Raw genomic sequence first — 26,897 nt, 5'->3', positions numbered from 1 at the left:
GTTCAGGACTTTCTAAGTAAGATACTTTTCCTTTACTGTTCTTGCCATTCGGGTTTTAAGCGTGCTGTTTATCCTGGTTGAATTTCTCTTCTATCAATGCTGCATTCACAGACATGGCAGCCATAGAGCCCTCTGCTGCTGCAATAATTAATTGGGAGGGTCCGGCCATTCGTGTATCTCCGCAAGCAAATACCCCTTCCGTATTCGTGCGTTGCCAGCTGTCAGTTTCAATTCCACCATGCTCGTTTAATGTATATTGAAGTGTAGAACCAAAAGAAGCAGCCTGTTTCCATTCCGCAGTGATAAACCCTCCTTCACGAAGCACTGTCGTACCATCTTCCAGTTGGATGTTATGCAGCATGCCGTCTTCTCCAATGAAAGTGGCGATCTTCTTTTCATTTATACGAATTCCGTAGCTTTGGAGCAATGCTTGTTCTTCCAGCGAAAATAACTTATTGCCATTGGTAAAAATAATCAAATCGTTGGTCCAATTGGATACCATTTTCGCCATATGAAGTCCCCTTGGATCATTTGTAATCACTGCAAGTGGCCGATCTCTTAATTCCCATCCGTCACAGAAAGGACAGCTAAACAGGCTCTTGCCATAGAACTCTTTTACCCGCGGGATATCTGGAAGGACTTCCTTAAAGCCAGTTGCGAGAATGATTTTTTTCGCGCTATATACTTCTCCATTTTCTGTCTCCACCTGGAACAAGTTGTTTTCTTTATTTATACGATGCACCCGTTGCTTTTCGATCCTCACGTCTGGGTACTTGCTTATTTCTGCATGTGCCATCCTCTTGAATTCCTGAGGATCAGTACCGTCCCTTGTGATAAACCCGTGAGATGCTGAAACAACAGCATTTCTCGGTTTGTTGTCATCGAACAGGATAGTTTTTCGTCTAGATCTTCCAAGAACTAATGTTGCATTTAGTCCAGCTGGTCCTCCGCCAATCACAGCGCAATCTAATATCATCTTGTTCACTCCTTCTATTTTTTATTTCTGCTTAGATACTGCCTCGTTAGCAATATGGATCAAAAGTTTTGATTTAAGTTCTGCTTTCATATTTTCCTCTGCCTGTCTCATTACGTTTTCAATCAAACAGCCTTCATGATGAATGGAGCAGTCGAATAAGCTTGTATCTCCTTCCGTCGCATGAATAACATCTAAAAAGGATATTTCATGTTTTTTTCTTGAGATTTTATAGCCGCCCTTCGCACCAGGCGTCGACTCGATCAAACCTGCTTTCGCAAGTTTGGTTAATATCTTAGAAAGGTAAGTCGGGGAGAGCTGTTGCATTTCGGCTAACTCCTGCACTCCCATCGAGCTGTCCCCTGGTTGCAGCATTAAATGGACCATCGTATGCAAAGCGTAGTTTGTTGCGTTTGAATATCTCATATATAACCTCCTGATGTTTTAAAAAAGATATTAAGGACTCTTAATGTCTGTAATGTAAATGAGTCTATCACTAGACTGGAAGGAAGTCAATATCGTTGTTTTTAAACTTCGACTAAACTGCTTGTTGCTTTCCGTTCATTTTTACTATAGTCATCAAACACGGAAGATCCTTGTCGCGCAGTTTTGGTCTACTACGTAATACTAGGGTAAATCTATCGTAGGCATAGCAAGAACTGCACAAAATTATTCCGTAAAGCACCTATCATTTACTGGTACAACCTTTGGCACTCGGTGGTGAGAAATATGTTAGAGGTGGTACATTTCAGTGATCGTAATCCATTAGCGCATGTAAGATTTAGACCAGACCTTTAAAATAAAAAAAGCCTGTGACTTCTCGTGATTGTCAAATTTGAAATTCCACGAGTAGTTACAGGCACTATTTAATAACTCTTACTTATTAACCCCCACGGACAACTCAGTTACATTCCCCAATCCAAAATCCTGTTCTTCCACCATATAACTCCTGAAAAACTTCAAATCAATTCCTGTTATTCTGTGCATAAAAGAAAGTTCCACCATCCAATCATTTTCAATCATATGGCGAAGATCAAGCATTCCTTTATTTACAACCAGGTTGATGATAGACTTTACTTTCTGTGGTTTTTGTATAGGTAATGTTTCATCTAGAGGCTCTTTTTCTAAATAACCTTTACGATGAAGTGCTGCATAAAAATTACGATGACTTTTGGCATCTAACAAACCCAAGTGAAGTGCACGGTAGCCTAGGACTTGGAGAGAGGTAGTCCATTTCTCTTTTAAGTCCATATAGGCATCTGGATTTGTTGGTTGAACAATTGCTTTTAAGTCTGATAAAAGCGTTTCTTCCGGTAATAGAAATGCTCCTGCAAACTGATTTGCTTCATTTTCAAAAGTCTTATGTTCTTTACGGTCTAAGTTAGTAAATTCTGCTTTATAATGAAGCAATAAGTGGCCAAGTTCATGTGCGATATCGAAATTTCTACGAGAAGCTGATCGCTTTAGATTACCTAGAATAATGAAGGCTCGATCCTCATTCGTCCATAAACTATAAGCATCCACTTCTTCTCCGATCGCTTTTTCAAATACAAATGCACCACTTTTTTCTATTAAAAAGAGTAGATGATCATTTGTATCGGAGCGAAGGCCTAGTTCTTTTCTTGCCAATTTTGCTACGTAGTCTATTTGTGTTTTCCTATCCCCTTCAGATGTGTTTAAGTAATCAATTACTTTGTTTCGTAATTGAATGATTTTCTGAGTTGGATAAGTTAATTTAGCGGTTATATAGTTAACAAAGCTATCCAGGAACTCGATATGTTTTGCCTCGGATTGTGTCTTTGCTATCATATTCATCACTTTAGAACGGTAAGCGATATTCATGACAGAAATATTATCCGTTGTAAAATATTGGCTTAGAACGTCTTCATTATAGAAATACTTACTTTTCACATCAAAAATAGTTTTTAAATCATTTACAACTTGCATTTTAGGCGATGTATAGTTATTTTCGTATTGCCAAACTGCCTGTTCTGTTACATGTAACATATCAGAGAGTTGTTTGCGTGAATATCCATACATAATACGAAGATTAGTTAAATTTTCACCAATAAACATAAACGCTCCCTCTTATCTTAAGTACTTTTTACTTTTCTTCCGCTTCTTCAAATATTCCAATATCGAATGCTGCAGGATCTATTATATCATTGTCTTGATCTGGCGCAATGACATCTCGTTCTTCATCTGATAATTCTGCACCAGATATATACTCCGAAAGATCCTCTATTTTATAGGCTATATTATCTTCTGGATTTGGCAAATAATGCATGATTTCAGCTATTTGGTAGGCGTCATCAATTTTGTAAGTAAGAATATGAAATTCATCGTACGCTGCTTGAAAATCCTGAAGATCATTCCTTACCTGTCTTTCTGATATAAAGAATGAGAGCTGTTCACTTTTCTCGGTGGAGTTTTCTTCTTGGGGAGTAGCATTTTCAAATGTAAGGTCTTTATTGATTTTTGAAAGTTCATGAAGATAAGAGCGAATTTGTCCTTTATTTGTAGTAGGTAGTAAAGCTTGAGAGAAGCATTTTTCGTTAAAGTAGGCTGCATTTTTAATTAAGAAAAGCTGGTTTTTATCCCCATGAATGAATTGCAAGTAATCCCATGTTAATCCTGCTTTTGCTTTCTTGTAAGTGAAGTTTAGTTCACCACCAATTTCTGCAATCTTACTTTCGATAAAGTTGCCTTTGGTCCATGCGAATGCAGAACTAATTGCCATATGACGCTGACGTTCCTTTCGGTGTTCGATGTAGTCTCGATAACCCTCTACAATTGCATTTACAATCAGATTACTATCATGTCTATTAAATTTATATTGATCCATATCTATCACTCCTTTTAAAATAGACTTCTATTTTATTTTAATGCAATGAGTGTGGGAAATATATGATTTTTTTTATTATTTTTAAAGTTTTAATGATATGGATGTTATTTTTTTATAGTTGGTTCTTGGATTTCCACTCTATACCAATCGTTATACCCTCTATCACTATGATAAAATGGTATCGTGATAAGGGAGGTTATACCTTGATTTCATCAGAATTGCAAAATTATATACAGAGCCACATCTTATTAAAGAATGAAAAATTATATGTCATCGATGCCGAGGAGCAGAATGGCATTATCCATATACCAATCATGAAGCAAACAGCTAGGACCCGAAGAGTTGTTGCGAAGATTATGGTTAGTAGAAATACTAGTTTAGAAGAAAGTGATCGTATTCCTACAAATCTAATACAGACTTTTAAAAGTCCAAAAAGTAAGAAGCGTATTCCCCTTTCGGAGGAGACTTATGAATGGGTTAGAGCTGGTTGGGTTATTCGCGAAATTCGCTTAGAAAGAGATGAGCGGACAGTGAAAACAGAACAATACAGAACAGGTTTTGTTCTCTATCAGCAACAGCTACAATTACAAGCGAAAATAGAAAATGAGAATAGAGAACTACTCGTTGAGTGGAAAAATCGGTGGAGTGAAGTAAAACATACTACCGTCTTAAACTTCGATGAAGACCAACGTGTTGCTGTTGTTTCGATATTGGAAAATGTGCTAGATAGAATAGCGAGGGATACAGAGAAGGTTTTAGATGGAGAGACGAAACCTCTGGGAAATCTTTATCCGGATTGGCGCTTGAAGAAACAACTGTTATTCATGCATTTTTTAGTTGTTCTGTATCAACTAGCATGTACAGAAACGCAATTTGATTGGAAACAAATTGGGGCTACCTACTACAGACAAATTGGTGGTTCAAAACAATTCGACTCGTATAAGAAAGAATTTGTTCAAGAAGCAGAGGAATTACTTCATCGCCCAATCCAATTGTTAGGGCTAGCAAGTATGGGTACCATTACCCCATTATTTTTCGCTGGACAAATGCAAGGGAAGTATTCGAACTTTGGTTATGGTAGTGTGCATGCTACGACAGACTTAGCTGTTTTTTCGGATACGTTTCGTACAGAGTCAGATGTATTATGGTTAGTTGAAAACAGGGGAGTACTTACACGAATGGCTTACGAAGAAGCGTTTTTGAGAGAGACAAAAAGCTTTGTGTTAGGGGTGGATGGACAAGTTCGGTCTGCTCATAAAGCATTAATTACGCAATTGGTGAAGAGTGTTAACCAGGTTATTATTTGGACGGATGTGGACGAAGCAGGGTTAACAATTGCAAAATATCTCTATGAATTAACACAGGGTGCGAATGCAATGACTACATGGATTGTTCCACCATTATCGGTTGTTACCGATTGGGAAACATTTGAGCGAAAGTATAAACAGTTGATACAAACAAGTGAAGAAGAGCAGGAACAAGAAATTGGGGGAGTAGAACAGTGGAAAATGTGGATCAACCATTAATATCGATCTTTGATATGACTGACGACAAACCAGAACTACTCCAATCTATGCGTGATATAGCACAACTTTCTGGTGTGTTGACTGAACTGAGTGATAAGGAATATTTTCAATCTCCCATCCATGTACTTCGATTTTTAAGAGTGTTAAACATTATTAACCAAGAAGCACTTGGTATCGCTGAGCCGATTGAAAGTGAGGAAACTCTATTTTATCGCTACCGCAATGTCTATGGCTATGATGAAGCAATCACGCACGCGTACATGAAACATTTAGTTTTCGTTTTAGGAAAATTTAATTGGGTTACGAAGACGGCTAAACGAATCAAGATGCGTGATGTCGGGAAACGAATGATGGATGTATTGATCCGTTTAGCAAATGATTCTCTCGCATATTATCTCAATGATGACGTGGCAAGATCGCTATTTCAAGCAAAAAGAGATGCGGAATTAAGTGAAGCCTATGATGACAAAGGGATTTCTGGTGGGAATAAGCTCGCTAGCATGATTAAAAATGTGGAAGAAGCTGTCCTACTCCTGCATGAGAGGGAGCTTGAATATTTAGCCGATCGTAATGCACTAACCCAAGTAGAAGTGATCCATCATTTAATGAAAGAACTGGAAGGTAAGATGGCAGAGCGTCTAGAGAAGTTCGAAACAATCGACCAAGAGCTTGTTTTTGCAGATATTAAACAAAGAGGTACAACAGCGATAAGTGATGGAACAAAGATTAGTCTTGGAACTATTAATAAAATTCTTAAATTTGCACACTTGCAAGACACGGATTTTAACCACAGGATTCAACCAGAAGCGTTTAGAACGTTCATTGTGAAATCATTTGATCCCCCAATTGGATCTGAGATTCCAAATGCCCATCAGATCCTTAGTTTTATGGAACAAGGACAATACGAAGATGAAGAAATAGACGGTCTTTGGGCCCCGGTTAAATTTGCTGCCCCTATTTCTCCAATGGCCATTGATGAGGGAATTAGCTATATTGAAAACTATGAACCTATCACAGAAGAAATAGAAGAAACGATCGAAGAAGAATATTTAGACACAGAAGAAATTATGGAAGATCAGTTGGAGGAAATAATGGGAGACTCCAAATGGCAAATGACGAAACAAATGATTCATACCGAGCGAATTGAAGCTTATTTAGAGGAAGTAGAAGAGTCAGGACTTGATGAGTTAATTGTTCGTGCAGGTTCTTCCAAGTGGAGTGATGTTCTTAACGGGTTGATTGGGGTTTCTGCATTAGTGGCAAATAACAAAGCTGCTATTGATGAACGTGCAAAAAAGGAACTCTATGATAAGGATAATAAAGAAAATCGTGATTGGAGGTGGAGTGATGATGAACAAGGAACCTATGGAGTTCGAAAACGAGGAAGAGGAAACGAATGTTAATCCATTAGCAGCTTTACAATCGATTCAGGGAGTTTTATCCAAAGAAGAAGAGCTTGCATTCATGCAGATTCTTTTTTCTTCATCTGCAACGATTAGAAGTGGCAATTTTGGGCTTTCGCGTAAAGAAGTAGAAAAGATCATAGGAGAGTCAGAGAACCAAGCATTCTTTTCTTTTCTCAAACGAGTAAACCAAGCGGTCAGTCGTTACTTTAAAGTGATTTATGATGAGCGACGCAACCAAGTTGTGGCACTCATGCGAGTGCCGGCAAAGCAAGCGAAAACGTTGTTAAACAAAGAAAGCCTAGCTATTCTTATGTTCATTTTTTATCATCAAGAAGTATTGCAAAATGAATATACACTCTTTTCCCAAATAATTAATAGTTTCGGACATGAGTCATTGCAAGTAACTAGAAAAATCCAGGCTAATCTCGACCCACTAAAAAAAATCGGTGCCATTGAAATATACGACACAAGTTCAGAAGAAGAAGCCTACCAGCTTACATCTATAGGTGCTCATCTATTTTCAGATTCATTTTTACGAAGATATACGGAGTTTAGTCAATCGAATCAATTACACATGGACGATGTCTTACGCTTCTTTAAACGCTACAACATGAATGGAGGCATGAATAATGATACCATGGAGACTTAAGTTTTCAGGGGTTCGTGACTATACGCCAACAGTAATGGATTTTTCTCAAAAGGATGAACATATTCTTATATCTGGACCGAATGGTGCTGGGAAATCAACGGTTACGTTTTGTATGGGTGGCGTTCTTTACTCAAGTAAGGTCGACCTCGAGGGGTTAAAGTCAAACAATCTACCACAGGATAAAACGTGGCGAGCAAAAATTGAACTCCTTTTTAAAAATGATGGAAAAGTCAAAGTTGATGCCCCACAGTTTGTTCAGTTTCGGATCGATGTCGAACAGAAACCAGGTGATCCTGTAAAGAGAGAATTCTATATTCAAGAAGGTGAGTCCATTGATGAATGGGAACGAGAAACAAAATATTCATCTGGTGACCGTAACTTTAATTTCACCGAATATAAAAACCAGCTGCTCTATAAATATGCGATTGACCCAGATGAATTATATTTAATTTGGTATCAAAAAGAAGTGAACCAATTCGCTGTCATGCATCCGGAAGAACGATTTCGCATTTTTAGTGAAATGAATGGCATCGATAAAATTCAAAAAAACTGGGAAGAAAGTAAGGAACTTGTTAAGGAAACCCAACAGACTTTGCAGGTAGCAGAGAGTAAGCAAAGACTTAATAAACTGCAGTTGGATCATAAGAAAGGAGAATTAGAAAGGTATCATAGTCGAAACCAGCGATTAGAAGATGGTTTTAAACAGTATATTACGGCTCTTAAATGGTTGGAGAGATACTATCTTGATCAGATGGATGCTTTAAGAAAGCAAAGTGAGACACTTAGGGCAGACAAAGAGGAGAAAATTTCGGGCAAGCAACAAGATATCCTGCTGCAAGCCGAAAAGAAAGAGGAACTTGAACAGTATCAGGATGCTATTAGTCGGATGGAGAATCGTGAAGTAGAACTAGGCGAAGAGCTAGATAATCTGCAATCAGCCATCAAAGAAAACCAGGACAAAAAAGATGCCATTTCTAAGGAAATAGAAGAGATTACGAATCAAGTAGAGCGGATTGGTATGACTGAAGAAGAAGTAAATGCTGCATTGCTCAGTGCGGAACAAACACACACATCAGTTTGTGCATCTATGGAAGAAAAGCAACAAAAAGTGGAAAGTAACAATCGAAAAATAGATGAACTTATTCCGAACATTGCTGAACTAAAAGTAATGATTGACCAAGACAGTGAGAAAGAACAAGAAGTTCGAAAACTGATTGACGCATATCAAAGTAGTCAAGTTGTGCAAAGAGAGATGGAAGTGAATGAAAAACGGTTAGAAGATGCCAAAGATGAAAAAGGAAAACTTGTCATAAAAAAAGAAAATCTAGCAAAAGAATTAGACAATCTTAGAAATAATCGAGTATTAAATCCTCGTCAGGAAACAGCGATCCAGTATTTTAACAAACAAAATATCGAAGTCTATCCTTTGCGTGAGCTTTTGGCATTAGATGATGCAGCTAAAGCCAATGATGAAGATTTATTTGATACGATAAAATATACCATGTTTGTTAATAAGCATACTTTTCAAGCGCCTAATGATTTATATTACGTGCCTTTGCAAAGTATTGTACCTGAAAAAACAATTTCTCATCTTGCTAGTCAACACATAAAAATAAAAGAAAATCTAAGTGATAAACTCTATCCTTTTGCAGTAAAAGCATTATGGTGGGTAAAGAGCTTTTTTGAAGAAGAAAAGCCAATGATCCAAAATGGCTTTCTTATAGATGCAAGAGGGATCAGGGGACCACAAGAGGAAAAGAAAATTATCCTAAGTGAAAAAGTCCTGAAAAATAATCAAATACTCGTTGAGAAAGATCTTGAAAAAGTTGTTGAAGCAATTAGCAATCTAACAAATGAGATTGCTGAATTAAGCCGTAGAAATAGTACGTTATTTCGTAGACATGAATCACTAAAAGATGCTGAAGCTTTTATAATAAAAGAAAATGAAAGAGAATGGCGCAAGAACAAGTATGACAATCTGAGTAATGAAAAACGAATGCTTGAAGATGAAAGGGACAAGTTTCAATCGGAATGGACTCAGTTGAACGAGAAACGAGCTGACTGGAAACATAAAGTGGAGAGATATACACAATATCAGGAGACTTTTATTCAATTTGCAAAAGAAAAGGAAAAAATCATAGAAGTAACACAACTGAAACAATATATAACTGAACTAGAAGCAGAGGAGAAAAGTAAGAATACACAGTATGATGAACTAATTAATCATTTGGATTCGAAGCGACGTGAAGAAAAGAAATTAAAACGTGATTTAGAAGACATAGGAGAAAAAATTGTCTATAAAGACCGTGATATTGAACAGATAGAAAGGCAGATTAAAAATCGGTCTGAAGAATATTTAACAAACGAAGAGAATTACTCGACGAATAAGCGGGAGAGTCATAGGCTAATAGATTCTGTGAAGAAGGAGCTGAAAGATTTTGCTTTAGCTCTTACAGAACTGCCAAGTGTAACAAGATCTGATGCTGAAGAAATGCGAGAAAGTGGGAAAATCCAATACAATCATGCAGTAAACGAAAAAGATATTGATGAAGCAGCACCGGAGAATTATAGAAAAATGAAAGAAGAATATGATCGCTCCGCAAATGAAGTGAAAAAATCCAAAATCTTGTTGGAAGATTATACGGAACGCATGGAACAACTCAAAGAAGATCTGGAGAATACGATTAATACGAAGGTTATTGGTGTAAATCAAAAATTTGTTAATTATATGTCTCTATTTGGTTTTCAAGGGCAAATAGATTGGGATATGAGAACGGACAGACATAATCAAATTCACTATGCCTTATACATCAAAGCACGGAAAGAAGGACATCGAGGAAAATTAGAAGATGTAAGCGTAAAGGCAAGAGGAGGCAAGGTAGGTAAAGGTGTTTCAGGTGGAGAAGAATCTCTTAGTTCTTTATTGTTTGCTCTAGCATTGTTACAAACGATTCAGGCATCACCAGGCTATATTGTTTTAGATGAGTTTGATAGCGCACTTGATGAAGGGCGTAAAGATAAGGTGTTTGAGTTGTACGAACAAGAATTGAACCGGAAAATGATTATCTTAACACCTAAGTCCCATGAATCAGAGTATCTATACCGATTCTCTAAAGCGTATGTGGTGCATCACAATCCTAATATTCCACAGAGTAAGATTTTTAAAGTTAGGAGAAGTAAGTGAGATGTTAGTTGGGGTCAGACCCTGTCGAAAGACAAATCATAATTTTATTCCATGCCAGGAAGACATCCTACATTAAATTGTTAGTGCCTGTTACCGCTAGTAATTTGTCGACAAATTACGGGTGGTGACAGGCACTATTTCAATGGTAGTATTTGAATAAACGGTGTAGATGAAAAATCACTATTGGGGTAGATTAGACAATGACAAAAGACAAATCAAACTTTTTCCATGCTAAGAAGATAGCATGCATTACTTTTGATAAGCTACTAGTCTCCCGATGTTCCCTAATTTATTTTAGTGAATTAACAAACCGAACATACATTCTCTTTTCGCTTTTCTTTTTAGCAGAAAAACTAGTATAATAGAATTGTAACTACATAGCATGGAGGGCGGTTGGCCATCTTCCTTTTTCTTTATAGAGGGGAGGTGGTAGGATGACGACATACGAAGCACTAAGCCTAGTAGCTCAATATTGTATAACTTTATTAGCTACCCTGACACTTATTGTAACTATTGTCGTGTATCTAAACAAAAAGAAATAACCGTCCTCCGACCAAAGGAATACGGTTACTTCTTTGTACTAACTAATAATTTGGTCAACCGCTCTTTATGCGGTTTGTAGTTGCGTTGCCGAGTGGTTGCTGCCACTTGGCTTTCTTTTTTTAATTATAATAATTTTCATAATCATAGTCAAACTTGTTCTTGACTTAGGCGTACGGTTCTTTAGTGTTTAAATGGAGTAAAATGGTAAATGCAAACAAGAGAACCGTCCCCATGTTTATTTATAGTGGTACAAAGGGACCTTTTTATAGTTCAATATATGACCAATTACAATCATTCGATATTTTTTTATACACGAAAAACCTAGTTACACTGTATTTATGAGTATTACTAATCATACATAAACGAGTGGTAAACGTAAGAGATTGGGAGATCGGTCACGATGACGAATGATAGATGGGTTTGTGGAAGCAGTACACAGAATAGGACTTTTGGTGTTGTTTTTTAACGCGTAGACGTGCATATTGCGTGATTTTGAACATACACTGATCGACATTTTTTCCAGGAAGTATTCGTTATACTCATTAATTAATAAGGGAGGTGGGAAAACCAGTTTCATAGGATAGTTAGTGGACACTATTTTTAAAGCGCTTACATTGTTGGTGTGACTCCTACCAAACTGGGGGAGATTTAGTTTAGCTGGTTTTCTTTTGTGGGCGATAATCATGTCGTCAAATTGTAAAGGAAAGAGACAAGGAATAAGAGAGGAGTTGTAGGTAATGCGTAAAATAAGATCATTGGTGGCTGTTGCTCTCTTGGTTTGTTTCATTATGGTATTAGAAATGGTATCCAACTTACCCCAGGTCGAGGTGGAGGCAGCGTCAGAACCAAATATCACGTGGAGACAGGTTGACCCTGCTGACGTTCAGTTGGGCAGAAGCTATCTCATCGTGTCCGATCACGGTGCGCTTGCTAACGCTCAAACGACAATTAACACACCCGGCGATGTCACCGGCGACACTCAGATTGGCATGGTGTCCAAGCCCGTGACGATTGAAGACGGTTTAATCACTTCCGAAGTGACGGACGACATGATCTGGCAGTTTGGCCTTGGCGCAAACACTGCGGCGTCATCCGGCGTTCTTGGCGAAGGCCCAGGCTACTATTTATTGAATGATGCTCCCGGCGCAGGTGGAGGCACGGAACCCCTGAGAAGGGAATCTAGCTTCGGCGCCCAGCATGCGCCCCTAAATACAACCGGCGCAGCTAGCAATGGCAACCAGCAGAGCATGTTGCTGCATGTTCTGGATGAAGAAGAAGGCACAGTGTCCATGTACATTTGGGGCGGGAATAACCAGTGGAATTTTGCCCTGACGAGTACGGAAGACGGCTTCTCCGCGAAGAGCAAGGCTGCGAGCGCGACGAGCACGGCTCAACTGCTTGAGCAGATGCAGGAGTCACCATCATTGCGGCTGTATGAACCGAACGTGACCGTCGGCGTTGAGCACTACGTCATGGCGTCATCCGGTGAGAACGGCAGTATAAGCCCTTCCTCCCAGGCAGGCCATGTTTGGGTAAAAGATGGCGAAGATGTGACCTTCACGTTAAACCCCGACTTCGGGTTTGAAGTGGATAAGGTTACGGTTAACGACGAAGAAGTGTCTGTTACAGACAACACATACACCATAAAGAACATCACCGCAAGCGACACAAGCATCCACGTCACATTCAAACCTGCTTCAAATGCAACGGATTTACCGTTCACAGTGTATAACGAGATATTCTCTGTCGGCAACGTCACTACAGCGGTCATCATCGACCTTGGAGAAGGCAATGCGGTAAATCTTAGCGACCTGAACACCGACATGTTCAAAGCGGCCGCTAGGAACACAAGGCTTGACGGCTCGACCGTGATTTTCGACGGCATGCGTGATATCACAAGAGTATATGTAAACAATCAACCCGAACCGCTTGGCTATGTATCGCCTGCACCGGGATCCGACGACCTTGTAACAGATATGCCTGCGAGCGGACGCTACATCATCGTTGAATTTGAGTTCTGGAATGCCAATGGCTATACATCCGGCTCAATGGTTTCGGGCAACTTGCAAAACGCATACTCGGCGATCCTCAATTACCGTGTCAACGTGGATCGTGAGGTAAAGCTGACAGACGGCACTACCATAATCCCGAGATTCACTCAGGAAACGGTAGTATACCCGGCGCTCGACAAGTTTGTACCGGACAAAACGAACCCGGACGACACGGGTAACATGGACATCCTGATTTCAATCGATGAGTCCTGGGAAGATCTCGGTCCGCTTCCGCTGTTCATTTACAACCATGGCGGTGGCCGTGGCGGCCCTTCGGGGGACTATTTCGCGCCAATGCAAACCGCGAACGGTGCAGCTGTGCTTTCCAAGCACCAACTGGAGAACCCAGGCAAGTACAATGCGCACATCATAGCTACGCAGAACCACTCGAATAATCAGGACAACAATGAAGCTCTTATGGCATACGTGGAGAAACTGGCCGCTGAGGGCAAGGTGGATCTAAATCGTATCTACATGTCCGGCTTCTCGATGGGTAGCATGTACACAGTCGGTTTCTATAATCGAAATCCTGCGTTCCTCGCAGCAATTGTTCCACTTGCAGGAGGCGCTTTGCCAACCGTGGATGAGCTTAACGCGAACCCGGAGCTCGCAAAAACTGCTATATGGGCGCATACACATAAGAATGACTTCATGGGTGAAGCTTGGAAAGACTATTTCTCAACAGGCGCTGGTGCTAGCGGCTTATATACAGAAGCCAACGTGACAGTTCTGGAAACTAATCAAGCCTTTAATTTCCCATATTACGGCTTTGACTGGACGCCGCACGAAACCGAAGCCCAAGTGTTCAGTAACCTTATCAGCCAATCAAACGCCAGCTTCAAATATGGCATAGGTCATGAAGCGTACGCAGATAAGAACATCTTTGATTGGATGTTCGCGCAGTTCAGGGCTGAAAACAGGATTGATGAGCTTAAAGAGATTGTTGCAGGCCTTGATATTAATCATGGTAACAAGAATGCTCTAACGGTAAAGCTGAATCAGGCAGAAAAATTTCTTGCGGATACGAAACATGATAAATCTGCACAAGCGGTCAAAAAATTAAACTCCTTTGCCGACCAGGTTAATAATTTTGTGAAACCTGGAAAACTGACTGAAGAGCAGGCAAGCGAGTTGAATGATGCTGCGCAAGAGACGATCAGTTATATAAATTATATGAATAAGCTAAGATAGACATACAGGAATACGTAAAGATGTGATAATATAGCGACATTCTAGCGAGTTAAATTCGTTGGAATGTCGCTTTTTTGCGTTATATGTGACGTGAAATAGGGGCCTGAAATAGGGGCCAGACCCTGTCGAAAGACAAACCATAACTTTTTCCATACAGGGAAGACATCCTACTTTAAATTGTTACTGTCTGTTAACCATTTAAGATTTGTGAATTCCACAATTTAAAGTTGGTGACAGGCAATACTGTATTAGCGAGCTCCATGGCTATAAAAATAATAGAACCAAATCATAGATTTATTTTTCTAATAGAGTAGATGTATAATAGAATCTATTAGAAGCTAATTTTTGACAAAAGGTGACATCGTGGGGGAGTAGGGGAATTTGGTGACTAAAGATAACCTTAATCATATGAAGATGCCGGATATACGAGTGGTGGATGATGATTTTGAAGTAGAGTTTGGGTTGGAGCTTATAAAAAACGCTGATGAGCTGGATCCAAGAGATTCTCTATTAGATGAGATTGCTAATAAATCTAGCGAGGTTAAGGATAAGCTAATACATAATAATGAAAGATTAGACGAACTCAATTCTGAGATAGATAGATTAACAAATCATGCGGATGGCTTGGATTACATCGTTGCTGTTGGAAGTGGTGTGCTTGCGGGAGTCATTGATTCATTATGGGTAGGAGAGTTTAGTTTAGAGCGTGGAAGTGATTGGGGTAAGGAGAAGGTTGATAAATTTGTTGTGAAGGTCGCGCAGATGCAAGGGTATGAGGGCGATGATATTGAAGGTGCCATTAGAAAGTTGGAAGGGTTCGGGGCACCGAGTGATAGCAACACGATGGATTTGGGCGGTTCTTTACAGCATCATTTGAGAGATTTTGCTCATCACCCTACTCTTGTTGGCCTTATTTTTTCCATGCTAACGCAATTCACAGGGAAGGCCTATGGCACGGATACGAATGGATTATTTAAAGTTGTTGATGTAAAAGACAAAAAATTGATCGGGAAGGACATTCCGCAAAAGTTTTTGTTTGGGACTGTGTACTGGTTTTTTCATATGGTCAGTGATATGGCAGGGTCAAGTTCCACCCCTGGCGCGGGGACAGGTTTACCAGGTCCTTTGCTTTCCCTTGCAAAGGAATTGTCAGTCCTCCCTTTTTTCCAAAACATGAAGGTAGGGGAGCATAGTCTTTCTGAGTGGATTTCCAAATTGTTTAATGGGACTTTACTTGCTAAGCGTGATGCGGACGGCAGAATTGTCGAGCAGGTTCGGTTTGATTTGCGTGCAGAGTTGGGTGTGATGTATGAACTTGGACGTCAGGCCATTCCTGTTATTATCAATGAATGTATCGTGCGAGGGTTCTATTTCATTCGTAGGCTTGCGATGGAGATCAAAGAAAAGGATATTAGACAGTTCCGTGAGCTTAATCGAGTGGATTGGGATAGAGTGAAGCCTTTTAAAAATCGCACCATTGTTCGAATGCTTACGATTGCAACTGGTACTTTTACTGCTGTAGATATGGTGGATGCAGCGATTCGTGGGGGTCTGAAATCTGGTGGGAATGCGGCTCTTTTTGCGAAGGAGTTTTTGCTTCGAGTGAACTTTGTCGGCGTAGGTAGGTTTGCTATTGCCGTTTCGTCCGATGTATTCATGGGAGTGAAGCGAAGTGGTGTGAGGAATGAGCGAATGATGATCATGGGTGAGCAGCTGCATTTGAAGAATGCGCAGATTTTCTATAAACAAGCTGAAATGTGGATAGCAGCTGAAAAGACGGAAGATACGATTAATGAAGTGATTGCGTTCATGGAAAATACAACGATCTATTTTATGAATGCGCTTGAAGATAATTCTCGCTCATTAGAAAAGATCGGTAGCTATAAAGCGTCTATCGAGGAGAATGACTCTGCATTACTTGATGAGATCAACGACATTTTAAAGTGGGGGTAAGTGCGTGATGACAACGAAGAATAAGAACATGAAACTGGCTAATATGAGTCAAGAGGAGAAAATAGAGTTACGTGTAACTGGAATTAGTGATGCGGATTTGCCAGATATTATTTCTGGACAAGTTACGAAGCTTAATGAACTGGATAAGAGCGTGAAAGAAGCGATGATGAAAGCTGAAAAAGCTGTTGAATCAGCAGACTCGGCGAAAGATAAGTCTACGGGGCTTTTTAAAAAGAAAGCGGCCATAGAAGAACTACAGGATGCAGGCGTTGATTTAGCTGAAGCGGTGTTGTCTGGGGCAGAGGCTCAAAAAATATCTTTTGACTTTCAAAGAAAGTTGGCTGAAATCTCTAAGTATTTGTTCGGATTAGGGGTAAGTAATATTGCTAGCAATCGATCTGTGTTGCGTGAATTGGAAATGAAATTGAATGGTGCTTCCAAACAAAAACTATCCGCATTAGCTAAACAAGAATTAGTGACCGTTGTCAAACAGTTGAAAGATCAAGAAGATATGTTAATGAAGCAAGAAAAAATAGTTGCTGTTGTAAAAAGTCATGATGAACGTTTGGTAGAGCATTCGGAGAAAAGTGCGACCATGGAAAAAGTAATTGCCGCACAGAGTGAAGTGGACAAAAAGCATGAGGAAGAGTTGAAACGGCAATCGGAAACCGATCGACAATTAGAGAAGTTAATAAGGGCACAGGAAGAAGTGGATAAGGGCTTAGCAGAACGTGTGCTAGCTCAAGAAGAAACAGATAAAAGACTTGAAAAGTTGATCCATGCGCAAGGTGAAGTAGATAAGAACTTGGCAGAGCAAGTGGCTGCACAACATGAAACGGACCAAAGACTTGAAAAGTTAATCCATGCGCAAGGTGAGGCAGATAAGCACTTGGCAGAGCAAGTTGCCGCACAACATGAAACGGACCAAAGGCTTGAAAAGTTGATTCAGGCGCAAGGTGAGGTAGATAAGAATTTAGCGGAGCAAGTAGCTGCACAACATGAAACGGATCAAAGGCTTGAACAATTAATTAGATCTCTGGAAGAAGTGGACAAGCACTTGGTGGAACAGGTGGCCACGCAAGAAGTGACGGATGACAGGTTAGAAGCGTTGATTCAAGAGCAAGGTGCAAAAATTGAATTGCTGGAAAATGAAGTGAATGAGCTGAAGGATAGGCTTGATACGCGAGCGAGTAAGTCTTTGGGTATCGTTGCAATGGGAATAGGGGTTGTTTCGTTGATTGTTGGTGTGATTGGGTTGGTCATGTAAGGTTGGAGCCAGTTGAGAGACATGGTTTCCTTATATCCAGGAAAGCAAAAAGATATGAAGTCTGGAGGGCTGATCCTTCAAATGGGCAAGTGTCCACGAGGAGAATCTCTCACCTATTTGATAGAAAGAGAGAATGAATAGAGAGAGGGAGAGTATTTTTTGAATTTTTATAAACACGCAGCCTTATTTTTAATTGTATTACTATTTCTCACAGCTTGTTCTACTGTATCGAGCACGCATAATGCTGATAACAACGTGGAACAAGGTGCAAGCGTTTCTGATCTATCTACGGAAGAATTGCGAAATCACATGGAGGAATATGGTGATACCTATAATCCCTATGGTGATTTTATAGAAGAAAGTGTAAATATGATTGAATTTAGTATGGAAGTTTTAATTCCGTCTGCCAGCCAACTGAAAAATGGAGTTGGTCAAGGGATGGATAGTGAATATCAAGAGCGATATGATAAATCAATTGCCACACTTGAACATTATTTTAAGTTGGGTAGACAGAAAAAAGATATTCCTTTATTAGTGCAGCACATTCATAACGAGTACTTACATTACATAGATGAAATGGAAGACGCGATGACATTTATTATAGAGTCAGAAAGTGAAGATATCGAAGCATGGCAGGAACGCTATATCGGAGCAAAAAGGAAGATGGAAAACATAGAAGAATTATTCATGCAATTAGACAGAGACATTAACACTGCTCTTTATGACATGGATAACCAGAGTGGGCATTCTACTAATGAAATTGAAATAGTAAATGAACCGATAGAACCAGGCGAGGAAGTTCTGGTGGAGCAGGACGATCAAGATCTTAGTGCTGTCCGAGAAGACTATAGCCTTGTTCAAGCAGTAGAAGAAGAGGATCTCGAAGCTGTTCGAAATTTTTTACATCAACAAGTAGATCCTAATATGCACAAACAGCATTCTGGAGAAACATTGTTAGAATTAGCTGCAGTAAATGGATCTGTCGAGATCGTAAAACTTTTATTAGATTCCGGTGCGGATCCTAATATAAAAAACAACCAAGTTGATCAAACTCCCTTGGAAGAGGCTATCTGGAATCGACAACATAAAAAAACAGATCAGGAAATATTACAAATGATCGATGCTTTATTACTCCACGGTGCTAATCCGAATGAAATAAATGACAACCGTGATATAGATGGAAAACAAATGACGCCCTTAGTTTTGGCAATCCAACACATGAATCTAGAATTTGTGAAAAGGTTATTAGAAGGTAATGCGGATCCTAATATTATGATTAACGGTAATCAAACGGCGTTAAACGTTGCGGAAGAAAGAGGGAATAGTAGCATTATAGATTTGTTAAAAGCGTATGGAGCAGAATCTCAAGAAAGTGCAAATAGTGGGGAGGATGTGCCAACATTTAACTATCTGAATCAAAATGGTCAACTTGTGAGTAACCAATCCGTGTTTGGTATTGGATGGCTGGGTATTCTAATCGATACAAAATACAATGCAGCCTATGATCAAATCGGATTAACTGAAATGCTTAAAGCGAAACAGCTATTAAACGAAAGAGGGATAAACATAGGGATTCTGGCATTTACCATGCAACCTGAACATGATACTGCCGAAGTACTATCCAATTATAGTTCCGAAATACAAGTGCAAGGCGATCATGTACACTTTCTAACAGGCTATAACTCGGAAGAAATTCAGCGATTTTCAGCCGAAGCATTTCAATCGCCATGGGCAATGGACGGTGATCGATTGATTTATTCTAATCGACTCGTGTATGTTAATCCCCAGGGGGAAATCATACGTTTAAATAATCGTTCATCTGCGGAAGAGTTAGTTGAATTTATTATGGAGAATTAATGAGAAGGTGACAACTGCCCGATAACTCAATATTGTATAAATTTGTTAGCTACCCTGACACTTATTGTAACTATTTTCGTATATCTAAAAAAAAGAAATAACCGTCCTCCAACCAAAGGATACGGTTACTTCTTTTGATAAAAAAATACATTTGGTCAACCGCTCTTTATGCGGTTTGTAATTACGTTGATTAGTGGTTGCTGCCACTAGGCTACTTCTTTCTTTAATTATAATTATTTTCATAATCACAGTCAAACTTGTTCTTGACTTAGACGAACGGTTCTTAAGCACTTAAATGTAATAAAGTAGCAAATGTAAACAGGAGAACCGTCCCCCTGTTTACGAACCGTCGCCCTGTTTACGCTTTGTTATCCACAATACTCTGCAAACTCTTACTAGATTGACTTATCTCCTTCATCGACTCAACGATGCTTTCTATGCTTGCACTTTGTTCTTCCATGGAAGCGAGCATTTCTTCCGTTGCAGCAGACTGCTCTTCTGAAATACTTGCTACACTTTCTGCCTCTTCGTTGATGATTGAGAAAATCGAGGTAGTTTTATCAATCATTTCTAACTCATTGGCAATAAACTGGTCGATCTTATTAAAGGATGATTGTATGTTAAGGAAACTATCATTCACTTGACTAACAATTACATCTCCTTCTTTTGCAGCTTGATCTCCATGTTGTACTTTATCCAACACGCTTGAAGTCTTATCGTTAATGTGTACAATTATTTCGTTGATTTGTCCTACCGTATTTGCGCTTTGTTCTGCTAGTTTACGGACTTCATCTGCTACTACGGCGAAACCTTTTCCAGAGTCTCCAGCCCTTGCTGCTTCAATTGCTGCATTCAAAGCAAGTAAGTTTGTTTGTTCTGCTATGTCCGTGATACTGGATAAAAAGTTATTTATTTCACCCATATTCATCTGTAACTCACGTACTGTCGTTAATGATTCTGTTACTGCAGTAGTGATAATCTGCATTTGATTGCCCATCTGTCCAATTCTTTCTGAGCTTTCCAAAACGATTTGGCTAGTATTGGAAGATGTATCTCCTAACTGCTTGGATAGCTCTTGTGTCTCCAAGACTTTTTCATTTGCATCATTCATCATCCGACTAATATTCGTAATACTCTCTGACTGGGTAACTACTCCTTTTGCAACTTCCTGCACCGTAGTCTTCAATCCAGTGCTTGCTTCGTTCACTACTTGTAAATTAGAATTGCTGTTTGAAATGTCCCTGTTTAATGCAGAGGTGTTCAACTCGATCGACGCCATCGTTTTTTCTAATGAAGCGAGTGAGTCTTTGGCTCTTGCACTTTCCTGTCCTGCTTCCTTAATCAGATCCGTTCCTGACTTGGTAATAAAAAATAAGATTAATACAATCAGATCAATCGTAAATAGTGTTGTGTAATCAGGATCATTACTGTTCATTATGTACTGCATTACGATAAAGCCTACATTTGTGACGATGGTAGATACAATAAATAACTTTTGATTTAAATACAAAGCTGCAATAGTTATTGGAAGAAGTATTAAATAGATAGAATCAGAGCTTGCTACAAGAAATAGAATCACCATACTCATGGCAAGTGTAACAACATATGCTGCTGTAAGCGCAAATACTCTCTTATAAACGGATATACCTGTAAAAATGGCAATGATCAAAAATAGTGCTGCTGGTACCAATAGATATGTTAAATCTGAAGAGAAAACAAAATAGGTAACAACTAAGGCGAACAATACCAGAATTCCTGTTATTGTTGTATTAACTTTTCTAAAGTGATTTTGTATGATTTCAGTGTTCATTAAATTCAGCTCCAAACAAAGGTAGTTTTATAGAATCGTGTTTAATTTTTAGTTTGATAAATACAAGTGAGGATAGTCATTTTCCTACATTAATCTACCAACATACACCGAATTATAATGTATTTCGACAAAATAGTATAGTCTAAAAGTCACGCATCTAGTACTTTTGTTACAAAAATCAAAACATGTGCTAACAATGTGATTTTGGGAGTCTTTCGTAAGACGAAGTAAGAGAATTTTCCGTGGATAGATAGGGGTGATAAAGATTAATTTTCAAGCGATATGTTTTTTTGAAGTGGTATTTTTAGGAAAATCTGAAACCTGATTCATATTCAATTCGTATGTAAAGAAACTTAGCTAGCACCCCCATTGAGAGGAAACAAGAATGTTACATCTCTCAATGGGGGTGTATCCATAAAATTGAGGAGTGATTCGTTGAAAAAACTATTTTTACTACTAATAGTAAGCATAATCCTATCAGCATGTACCAATGATGAATCAACCAATCCAGATACAGAAGGATCGCAAAGTCTAGAAGAGGAAAAGGCAACGAATAAAGGTGATCTACATAATGAAATGGAATTAACAAAAGCAAACCTAGACAACTTATATACTTTAGGTAAGGTCTGGGGGTTTCTAAAATATTATCATCCTAATGTTGCGGATGGAGAGTTTGACTTTGATCAGGAACTAATGGGAATTTTGCCTGAGATCATGAAAGCTGAGAACGCAGATGAACGAGATGGAGTGCTAATAGATTGGATTGTTAGTTTAGGAGATTTTGAGATGGAAACTAATCCAGAAGAAACAGGCGGGGACATTAAAATGGAGCCTGATTTAGACTGGATCATTGCATCTAATTTTAACGAGAAGTTAGTACAACAATTGCAAAATGTAAAAGACGGAAAAAGAAATACATACCATCACTATGTTTCGCTAACAGACGTGGGATATCCTATTTTTGAAGAAGAAGCCTATGCTGACATGAGTAATCCTGAAGTGGAATATAGGCTATTGTCTTTGTATCGTTATTGGAACATGATTGAGTATTATTTTCCTTATAAATATTTAATTGAAGAAGATTGGGATGATGTTTTACATGCATTTCTTCCAAAATTTATAAATGCTTCAACAGAAAAAGAGTATGTGGTCACAGTTTCAGAGATGATAGCAAGGATTCATGATACGCATGCTCAAATAGTGTCTGATGAGCCAGCGTTACATGCGTTTTGGGGAAATAATTACGCGCCATTAATCATGGACTTTATAGAAGATAAGCCGGTTGTAACAGGCTATTACCATGTTGATTTAGGAAAAGAAACAGGTTTGCAAGTGGGAGATGTGATTACGAAAGTAGATGATAAGCCTATTGAAGCTATCCTTGATGAAAAGTTGAAATATATTTCAGCATCTAATCACACGATTAAACTAAGAGAAATGTCTAGCAAAATATTAAGGACGAATGACACGTCATTAGAAGTTGAGTTTATTCGTGATGGAAAGACGAAGACTAGGGAAATAAAAGCTGGTGTAGAACAGTATGATCCGTTTCAAAAGGATCAGGATTATTACCGAGAATTTAGTGAAGATATTGCTTATCTCTATTTAGGTAGCATTAAAGCTGCATATGCAGAGGAAATAAGGTCTAACTTAGAAGGGAAACAGGGTTTAATTGTTGATTTAAGATGTTATCCTTCTGCATTCATTACCTATGCGCTAGGTGAATATCTCCTGCCGCAATCTGAAGTGTTTGCCAAGGTAACGAGTGGTAATGTCATCACACCAGGTCTATTTTCTGAAGCGGAAGAATTACACGTCGGGGAAAATAATGAGGATTATTTTAAAGGTGAAGTGGTGCTTCTTGTTAATGAGTTTACACAAAGCCAAGCTGAGTTCACAGCAATGGCTCTTCAAAATGCACCAAATGCTACGGTGATTGGAAGCACAACAGCTGCAACTGATGGAGATATTTCTCATATTACTCTTCCTGGTGGTATAGAAACAATCATTACTGGCATTGGCATTTATTATCCTGACGGAACAGAAACGCAAAGAATTGGTATTGTTCCTGATGTGACAGTAGAACCTTCTATAGAAGGGATTAAACAAGGTAGAGATGAAGTGTTGGAAAGAGCGATTGAATTGATCAATGGTGAAGAGTAAGGTGTTTGGAATGAGGGTGCCTGTGATCATTTGGTCACAGGCACTTTTTTTTATTTAAAAGTTCTCTCATCTGCTACTTCGTGCGCATTGGTTAAAATGGTCAATGTAGCAGGTTTGTTTTCAGCAGCCAATTGTTCGCCGGCTTCAATTGCTTTATCTTTTTTATCATATTTTTGAGTAGGAGCAACATCCTCAACTTTAACATACCAAGCGGTAGCATCTTTATTTGGAGCTACGGTATAATTTCTCATAGAAAAACTCCTTTCTTCCTGAATTATTTCTCCGTTTTGAGATTCGTACACGAATTAACGATTCAAGCCGGCTCCTTTTTATTGGCTATAATTGTCCTTTCCCACTTTCTCTTATTCTCTAACATTTTTTTAAAAAATGTGTTTAGAGATAAATGCGCCGTGAAGAAATCCTACAACAAAGGTGGTAGAAAGAGCTCCATTTACTATTTGGTTTAGTGCTAATCGCTAGAGAGTCACTTTTTATATAACTTAATCAAACGTTTGATTAAATAATAAATGTCTTTTGTTTCCTATGTATCTATCGTCCGATGTCATTGGCTGTGACCACACGTGAATGATTGTATCCCACATTTTTCGGATGTTGCGGGCACTATTTGGTACCGTTTTTGGTAATAAATTTTTTTGCGCTAAAAAGATTAAGGGGGAAAGTAGTTTAAGCATTGTAAAGGTCATAGCCCAGTTGTATAATAATAAGTTAAATAACACTTTTTGTCCGGTTTAAATAAAAAGGAGTATGCGATTATGACATTTAGAGAAATAAGCCCTAAAATCAATATTAATGAAATGAAAGAGCTTGGGAAATTATCAGGAGAGGCGTTAAAGCATAAAGAGGAACGTGATAAGGAACTTCATGCAATTATGAAAGGTGAAGATGATCGCTTGCTTTTGATCATCGGTCCATGTTCATCTGATAATGAAGAAGCTGTTCTTGATTATGCTCATCGCTTAGCAAAATTACAAGAGGAAGTGAAGGATAAGATTTTTATCGTCATGCGGGTATATACGGCTAAACCTCGTACCAAAGGTGATGGATATAAAGGCTTAATTCACCAGCCAGATTCAAAAGGGAAACCTAACTTGATTAACGGTATCAAGGCTGTTCGTGATCTGCATTATAAAGTAATTACGGAGACCGGTTTGACAACAGCAGATGAAATGCTATATCCGGAGAATCTCCTTTTAATTAATGATCTTGTCAGCTACCACGCAATTGGCGCTCGAAGTGTAGAGAATCAACAACATCGATTTGTTGCAAGTGGTATTGATGTACCAACTGGTATGAAGAATCCAACTTCAGGTAATTTGAACGTCATGTTTAATGCGATCTATACTGCACAAAATGCACAAAATTTTCTATTTAATTACGCGGAAGTAGAAACGGAAGGCAATCCTCTTGCTCATGCGATTTTACGTGGAGGGTTAAATGAATATGGAAAAAACATCCCGAACTATTATACAGAAAATTTACTAGACGCAATCAAAGTCTACGAAAAAATGAATCTTAAAAATCCATTTATTATCATTGATGCGAATCATGATAACTCCGGTAAACAATATTTAGAACAAATTCGTATCGTTCGTCAAATTTTGATTAACCGTCAGTGGAATGAACAAATTAAGAAATATGTTCGTGGGTTTATGATTGAATCTTACATTGAAGAAGGACGGCAAGAAGAACCGATAGAATATGGTAAATCGATCACAGACCCTTGTCTTGGATGGGAAAGTACAAAAGAACTTATTCATGAAATTTACCAAACAGAGGCTAAATAATAGAAAGGTGTCAGAAGCTTCTTAGGGCCTGACACCATTTTTTGAAATAACATAGGGAACATATGTTCTCGTGCAATCGATAAATCTATGCTATAATCTACTAAGATAATGTTCTTTAAAGGAGAGGTCGGCTAACCCCACTAAAAAGGGGGTGATGCCTATATGAGTATGTATGAAAGTTTTGTTTCCATGTTTAGCTTTGGAACTTTTTTGATTGCATTGCTCGCTTTGATCGTTTCTTTGATCAATAGAAAATAGACCTCCCTATTTACCCACAAGTCTTTAGGTGAGGTCTACCCGCAAAAATGGTAGCCGATCCCTCTGGGGGAACCGCTTATCTTAGGCCACAGTTACCGCTGTGGTCTATTTAGTTTATTACTTCTATTGTAAATTATAACATATTTTATGAATATACAAAGTTAAAAGGAGTAGTAATGTTAATTGTGAATGCCTGCACCGACACGTTTATTTTAACAGATTACGGGTGTGACTAGGCACGCTTTTGAAACGGATTATTAACAAGTCGTAGGAGGGAAAAGATGAAGAAATATGCCGTTTTTATTGGTATTATAATATTTCTTGGTATGACGGTAGGTTGTTCAGAGAAACAAGAACAGTTTGATGGTAAAAATATTAATTTTGAAGTTGAATCTAATACAATTGAAATAACAAATGAAACAGGATTTAGCTTAGAAAACATTTCGCTGAAAATAAGCGATCCTTTTGATACTGTAAAATCAAATAATAATAATAATACTGAACGAGAAACAATTATATTTATAGAAGAATTAAAGTTTGAATCGAATGAAACTAAAGAAATATCAATTCCATTTACTCTCAAAGGGAGTATGGAGCTTGACTTTAAAGGAAATAGAGTTAAAGGGAATAACAAAGTGCCTTTTCATATAGTTGGTTCATTAATGGCACTTGTTTCAAACCCTAACCAAATTGAAATTAAATATTAATAGAAACCGTTTCTTATTTGGTGTAAACAGGGGGACGGTTCTCGTGTACACGAATGTAATAAAATGGTAAATGTAAACAGGAGAACCGTCCCCCTGTTCACCCCTTCTTATTTCCAACGATACCCATTTCTCTTCTAATATCCTCTTGATTGATAAACAGGATCCTATTTTGTCTTAGGTCAATGATGGTGATTTCGGAATTTGCTTTTCCGACTGGGCATCAGGCCAAAGATAATTGGGTTGGCAATACTATTTAAGGTTCCACCATATACTTTAATTTTTCCAGAAACAGTTAACTCTCCGATAAAAGTTTCCATCACATATCAATTTGATTATTGGACTTCCTCGACCACGTTAAATTACTTAACACTAATTGATCTTCCGAAAATCCTTGTCTTGATTCAACTTCATTTGGATCAAATACGCTGGCATCGCTTAATGGTAAAGAAAGTAATGCAAGCTGGCGATCCTTTTCTTTTAATAGTTGTTTGTATCCTGTAAACGAATAAATAAACGGGCTTGTTTAATTAACTGAAAAGGCTCCCTCTCTACGAACTTCTTTTTATCAGTTCACCTATAATGTGCACCTTCTAACTGGTGCACTCAACTCCCCAAAATACTAACTAATGCCCCCAAAAATAGCCAGTAGTTAGTATTGAATAATTCAGAATAATTAAAAAACACTGTTAATAAATCTAACAAGTTAATT

Annotated in this window: 20 protein-coding genes; 14 read left to right on the top strand and 6 right to left on the bottom strand. The window is 38.5% G+C overall.

Annotation, left to right across the window (positions count from 1 at the left end; all coding sequences use genetic code 11):
* Positions 1-55: 55 nt before the first annotated feature.
* The 4 genes from NYQ66_RS03070 to NYQ66_RS03055 all read right to left on the bottom strand — a co-directional run bounded on the left by NYQ66_RS03070 (position 56) and on the right by NYQ66_RS03055 (position 3,818).
* A complete protein-coding gene (locus NYQ66_RS03070) occupies positions 56-976 on the bottom strand; it encodes an NAD(P)/FAD-dependent oxidoreductase (RefSeq protein WP_259866711.1) in 921 nt (306 codons plus the stop codon).
* A 21-nt stretch (positions 977-997) separates the two neighbouring features.
* Complete coding sequence (locus NYQ66_RS03065; RefSeq protein WP_259866709.1) at positions 998-1,399, bottom strand: Rrf2 family transcriptional regulator; 402 nt, start codon at positions 1,397-1,399, stop codon at positions 998-1,000.
* 450 nt (positions 1,400-1,849) lie between these two features.
* Positions 1,850-3,049 (bottom strand): spr1629 family repressor/antitoxin, encoded by a 1,200-nt coding sequence (locus NYQ66_RS03060; RefSeq protein ID WP_259866707.1) that lies wholly within the window; start codon positions 3,047-3,049, stop codon positions 1,850-1,852.
* A 28-nt stretch (positions 3,050-3,077) separates the two neighbouring features.
* Positions 3,078-3,818: a spr1630 family ClpXP-sensitive toxin gene (locus NYQ66_RS03055; protein WP_259866705.1), complete on the bottom strand. Its 741-nt coding sequence runs from the start codon at positions 3,816-3,818 to the stop codon at positions 3,078-3,080.
* A 203-nt stretch (positions 3,819-4,021) separates the two neighbouring features.
* Here NYQ66_RS03055 and NYQ66_RS03050 point away from each other — a divergent pair, with 203 nt between their 5' ends.
* The 9 genes from NYQ66_RS03050 to NYQ66_RS03010 all read left to right on the top strand — a co-directional run bounded on the left by NYQ66_RS03050 (position 4,022) and on the right by NYQ66_RS03010 (position 19,445).
* Positions 4,022-5,344 (top strand): DUF2399 domain-containing protein, encoded by a 1,323-nt coding sequence (locus tag NYQ66_RS03050; protein WP_259866703.1) that lies wholly within the window; start codon positions 4,022-4,024, stop codon positions 5,342-5,344.
* On the top strand, positions 5,320-6,747 hold the full coding sequence (locus NYQ66_RS03045) for a hypothetical protein (protein ID WP_259866701.1): 1,428 nt from the start codon (positions 5,320-5,322) through the stop codon (positions 6,745-6,747). Before NYQ66_RS03050 ends, NYQ66_RS03045 begins: the two co-directional genes overlap by 25 nt.
* Positions 6,695-7,399: a hypothetical protein gene (locus NYQ66_RS03040; RefSeq protein ID WP_259866997.1), complete on the top strand. Its 705-nt coding sequence runs from the start codon at positions 6,695-6,697 to the stop codon at positions 7,397-7,399. The genes NYQ66_RS03045 and NYQ66_RS03040 overlap by 53 nt, the downstream gene beginning before the upstream one ends.
* A complete protein-coding gene (locus NYQ66_RS03035; protein ID WP_259866699.1) occupies positions 7,380-10,583 on the top strand; it encodes an AAA family ATPase in 3,204 nt (1,067 codons plus the stop codon). The genes NYQ66_RS03040 and NYQ66_RS03035 overlap by 20 nt, the downstream gene beginning before the upstream one ends.
* Before the next feature lie 434 nt (positions 10,584-11,017).
* A complete protein-coding gene (locus NYQ66_RS03030) occupies positions 11,018-11,125 on the top strand; it encodes a putative holin-like toxin (RefSeq protein WP_259866696.1) in 108 nt (35 codons plus the stop codon).
* 738 nt (positions 11,126-11,863) lie between these two features.
* Positions 11,864-14,368, top strand: a complete 2,505-nt coding sequence (locus NYQ66_RS03025; protein WP_259866694.1) for an FIMAH domain-containing protein — start codon at positions 11,864-11,866, stop codon at positions 14,366-14,368.
* Positions 14,369-14,752: 384 nt separating this feature from the next.
* Positions 14,753-16,321 carry a hypothetical protein gene (locus NYQ66_RS03020; RefSeq protein ID WP_259866692.1) on the top strand — a complete coding sequence of 523 codons (1,569 nt, stop codon included), beginning with the start codon at positions 14,753-14,755 and terminating at the stop codon, positions 16,319-16,321.
* A 4-nt stretch (positions 16,322-16,325) separates the two neighbouring features.
* Positions 16,326-17,588, top strand: coding sequence for a hypothetical protein (locus NYQ66_RS03015; RefSeq protein ID WP_259866690.1), 1,263 nt, complete (start codon positions 16,326-16,328; stop codon positions 17,586-17,588).
* A 159-nt stretch (positions 17,589-17,747) separates the two neighbouring features.
* On the top strand, positions 17,748-19,445 hold the full coding sequence (locus NYQ66_RS03010) for an ankyrin repeat domain-containing protein (RefSeq protein ID WP_259866688.1): 1,698 nt from the start codon (positions 17,748-17,750) through the stop codon (positions 19,443-19,445).
* 358 nt (positions 19,446-19,803) lie between these two features.
* Here the strand turns inward: NYQ66_RS03010 and NYQ66_RS03005 are convergent, their stop codons facing one another.
* Positions 19,804-21,255 (bottom strand): methyl-accepting chemotaxis protein, encoded by a 1,452-nt coding sequence (locus NYQ66_RS03005; protein WP_259866686.1) that lies wholly within the window; start codon positions 21,253-21,255, stop codon positions 19,804-19,806.
* Between the two features lie 435 nt (positions 21,256-21,690).
* Between NYQ66_RS03005 and NYQ66_RS03000 the strand changes: the two genes are divergently transcribed.
* Positions 21,691-23,418 carry a S41 family peptidase gene (locus NYQ66_RS03000; RefSeq protein WP_259866683.1) on the top strand — a complete coding sequence of 576 codons (1,728 nt, stop codon included), beginning with the start codon at positions 21,691-21,693 and terminating at the stop codon, positions 23,416-23,418.
* A 50-nt stretch (positions 23,419-23,468) separates the two neighbouring features.
* Here NYQ66_RS03000 and NYQ66_RS02995 read toward each other — a convergent pair whose 3' ends face one another.
* On the bottom strand, positions 23,469-23,669 hold the full coding sequence (locus NYQ66_RS02995; protein WP_259866681.1) for a DUF2188 domain-containing protein: 201 nt from the start codon (positions 23,667-23,669) through the stop codon (positions 23,469-23,471).
* 522 nt (positions 23,670-24,191) lie between these two features.
* On the opposite strand from NYQ66_RS02995, the gene NYQ66_RS02990 reads away from it, so the two are divergent.
* From NYQ66_RS02990 to NYQ66_RS02975, 4 genes are all read left to right on the top strand, one after another.
* Entirely contained in the window at positions 24,192-25,223 is a 1,032-nt protein-coding gene (locus tag NYQ66_RS02990) for a 3-deoxy-7-phosphoheptulonate synthase (RefSeq protein WP_259866678.1), read from the top strand.
* Between the two features lie 162 nt (positions 25,224-25,385).
* A complete protein-coding gene (locus tag NYQ66_RS02985; protein ID WP_259866676.1) occupies positions 25,386-25,481 on the top strand; it encodes a putative holin-like toxin in 96 nt (31 codons plus the stop codon).
* Between the two features lie 281 nt (positions 25,482-25,762).
* Positions 25,763-26,188, top strand: a complete 426-nt coding sequence (locus tag NYQ66_RS02980) for a hypothetical protein (protein ID WP_259866674.1) — start codon at positions 25,763-25,765, stop codon at positions 26,186-26,188.
* 240 nt (positions 26,189-26,428) lie between these two features.
* Positions 26,429-26,689 carry a hypothetical protein gene (locus NYQ66_RS02975; RefSeq protein WP_259866671.1) on the top strand — a complete coding sequence of 87 codons (261 nt, stop codon included), beginning with the start codon at positions 26,429-26,431 and terminating at the stop codon, positions 26,687-26,689.
* Positions 26,690-26,897 lie beyond the last annotated feature (208 nt).

This window comes from Aquibacillus koreensis (genome assembly GCF_025154055.1).
In the GTDB taxonomy this organism is placed as follows: domain Bacteria; phylum Bacillota; class Bacilli; order Bacillales; family Amphibacillaceae; genus Aquibacillus_C; species Aquibacillus_C koreensis.
The sequence above is the reverse complement of the archived record's forward strand: the minus strand, read 5'-3'. Positions and strand labels throughout refer to the sequence as shown.

Excerpts from the sequence above, each read along its gene's own strand:
- NYQ66_RS03070 (WP_259866711.1), bottom strand. The coding sequence starts at position 976 with ATGATATTAGATTGCGCTGTGATTGGCGGAGGACCAGCTGGACTAAAT.
- NYQ66_RS03065 (WP_259866709.1), bottom strand. The coding sequence starts at position 1,399 with ATGAGATATTCAAACGCAACAAACTACGCTTTGCATACGATGGTCCAT.
- NYQ66_RS03060 (WP_259866707.1), bottom strand. The coding sequence starts at position 3,049 with ATGTTTATTGGTGAAAATTTAACTAATCTTCGTATTATGTATGGATAT.
- NYQ66_RS03055 (WP_259866705.1), bottom strand. The coding sequence starts at position 3,818 with ATGGATCAATATAAATTTAATAGACATGATAGTAATCTGATTGTAAAT.
- NYQ66_RS03040 (WP_259866997.1), top strand. The coding sequence starts at position 6,695 with ATGAACAAGGAACCTATGGAGTTCGAAAACGAGGAAGAGGAAACGAAT.
- NYQ66_RS03035 (WP_259866699.1), top strand. The coding sequence starts at position 7,380 with ATGATACCATGGAGACTTAAGTTTTCAGGGGTTCGTGACTATACGCCA.
- NYQ66_RS03030 (WP_259866696.1), top strand. The coding sequence starts at position 11,018 with ATGACGACATACGAAGCACTAAGCCTAGTAGCTCAATATTGTATAACT.
- NYQ66_RS03025 (WP_259866694.1), top strand. The coding sequence starts at position 11,864 with ATGCGTAAAATAAGATCATTGGTGGCTGTTGCTCTCTTGGTTTGTTTC.
- NYQ66_RS03005 (WP_259866686.1), bottom strand. The coding sequence starts at position 21,255 with ATGAACACTGAAATCATACAAAATCACTTTAGAAAAGTTAATACAACA.
- NYQ66_RS02995 (WP_259866681.1), bottom strand. The coding sequence starts at position 23,669 with ATGAGAAATTATACCGTAGCTCCAAATAAAGATGCTACCGCTTGGTAT.
- NYQ66_RS02990 (WP_259866678.1), top strand. The coding sequence starts at position 24,192 with ATGACATTTAGAGAAATAAGCCCTAAAATCAATATTAATGAAATGAAA.
- NYQ66_RS02985 (WP_259866676.1), top strand. The coding sequence starts at position 25,386 with ATGAGTATGTATGAAAGTTTTGTTTCCATGTTTAGCTTTGGAACTTTT.
- NYQ66_RS02980 (WP_259866674.1), top strand. The coding sequence starts at position 25,763 with ATGAAGAAATATGCCGTTTTTATTGGTATTATAATATTTCTTGGTATG.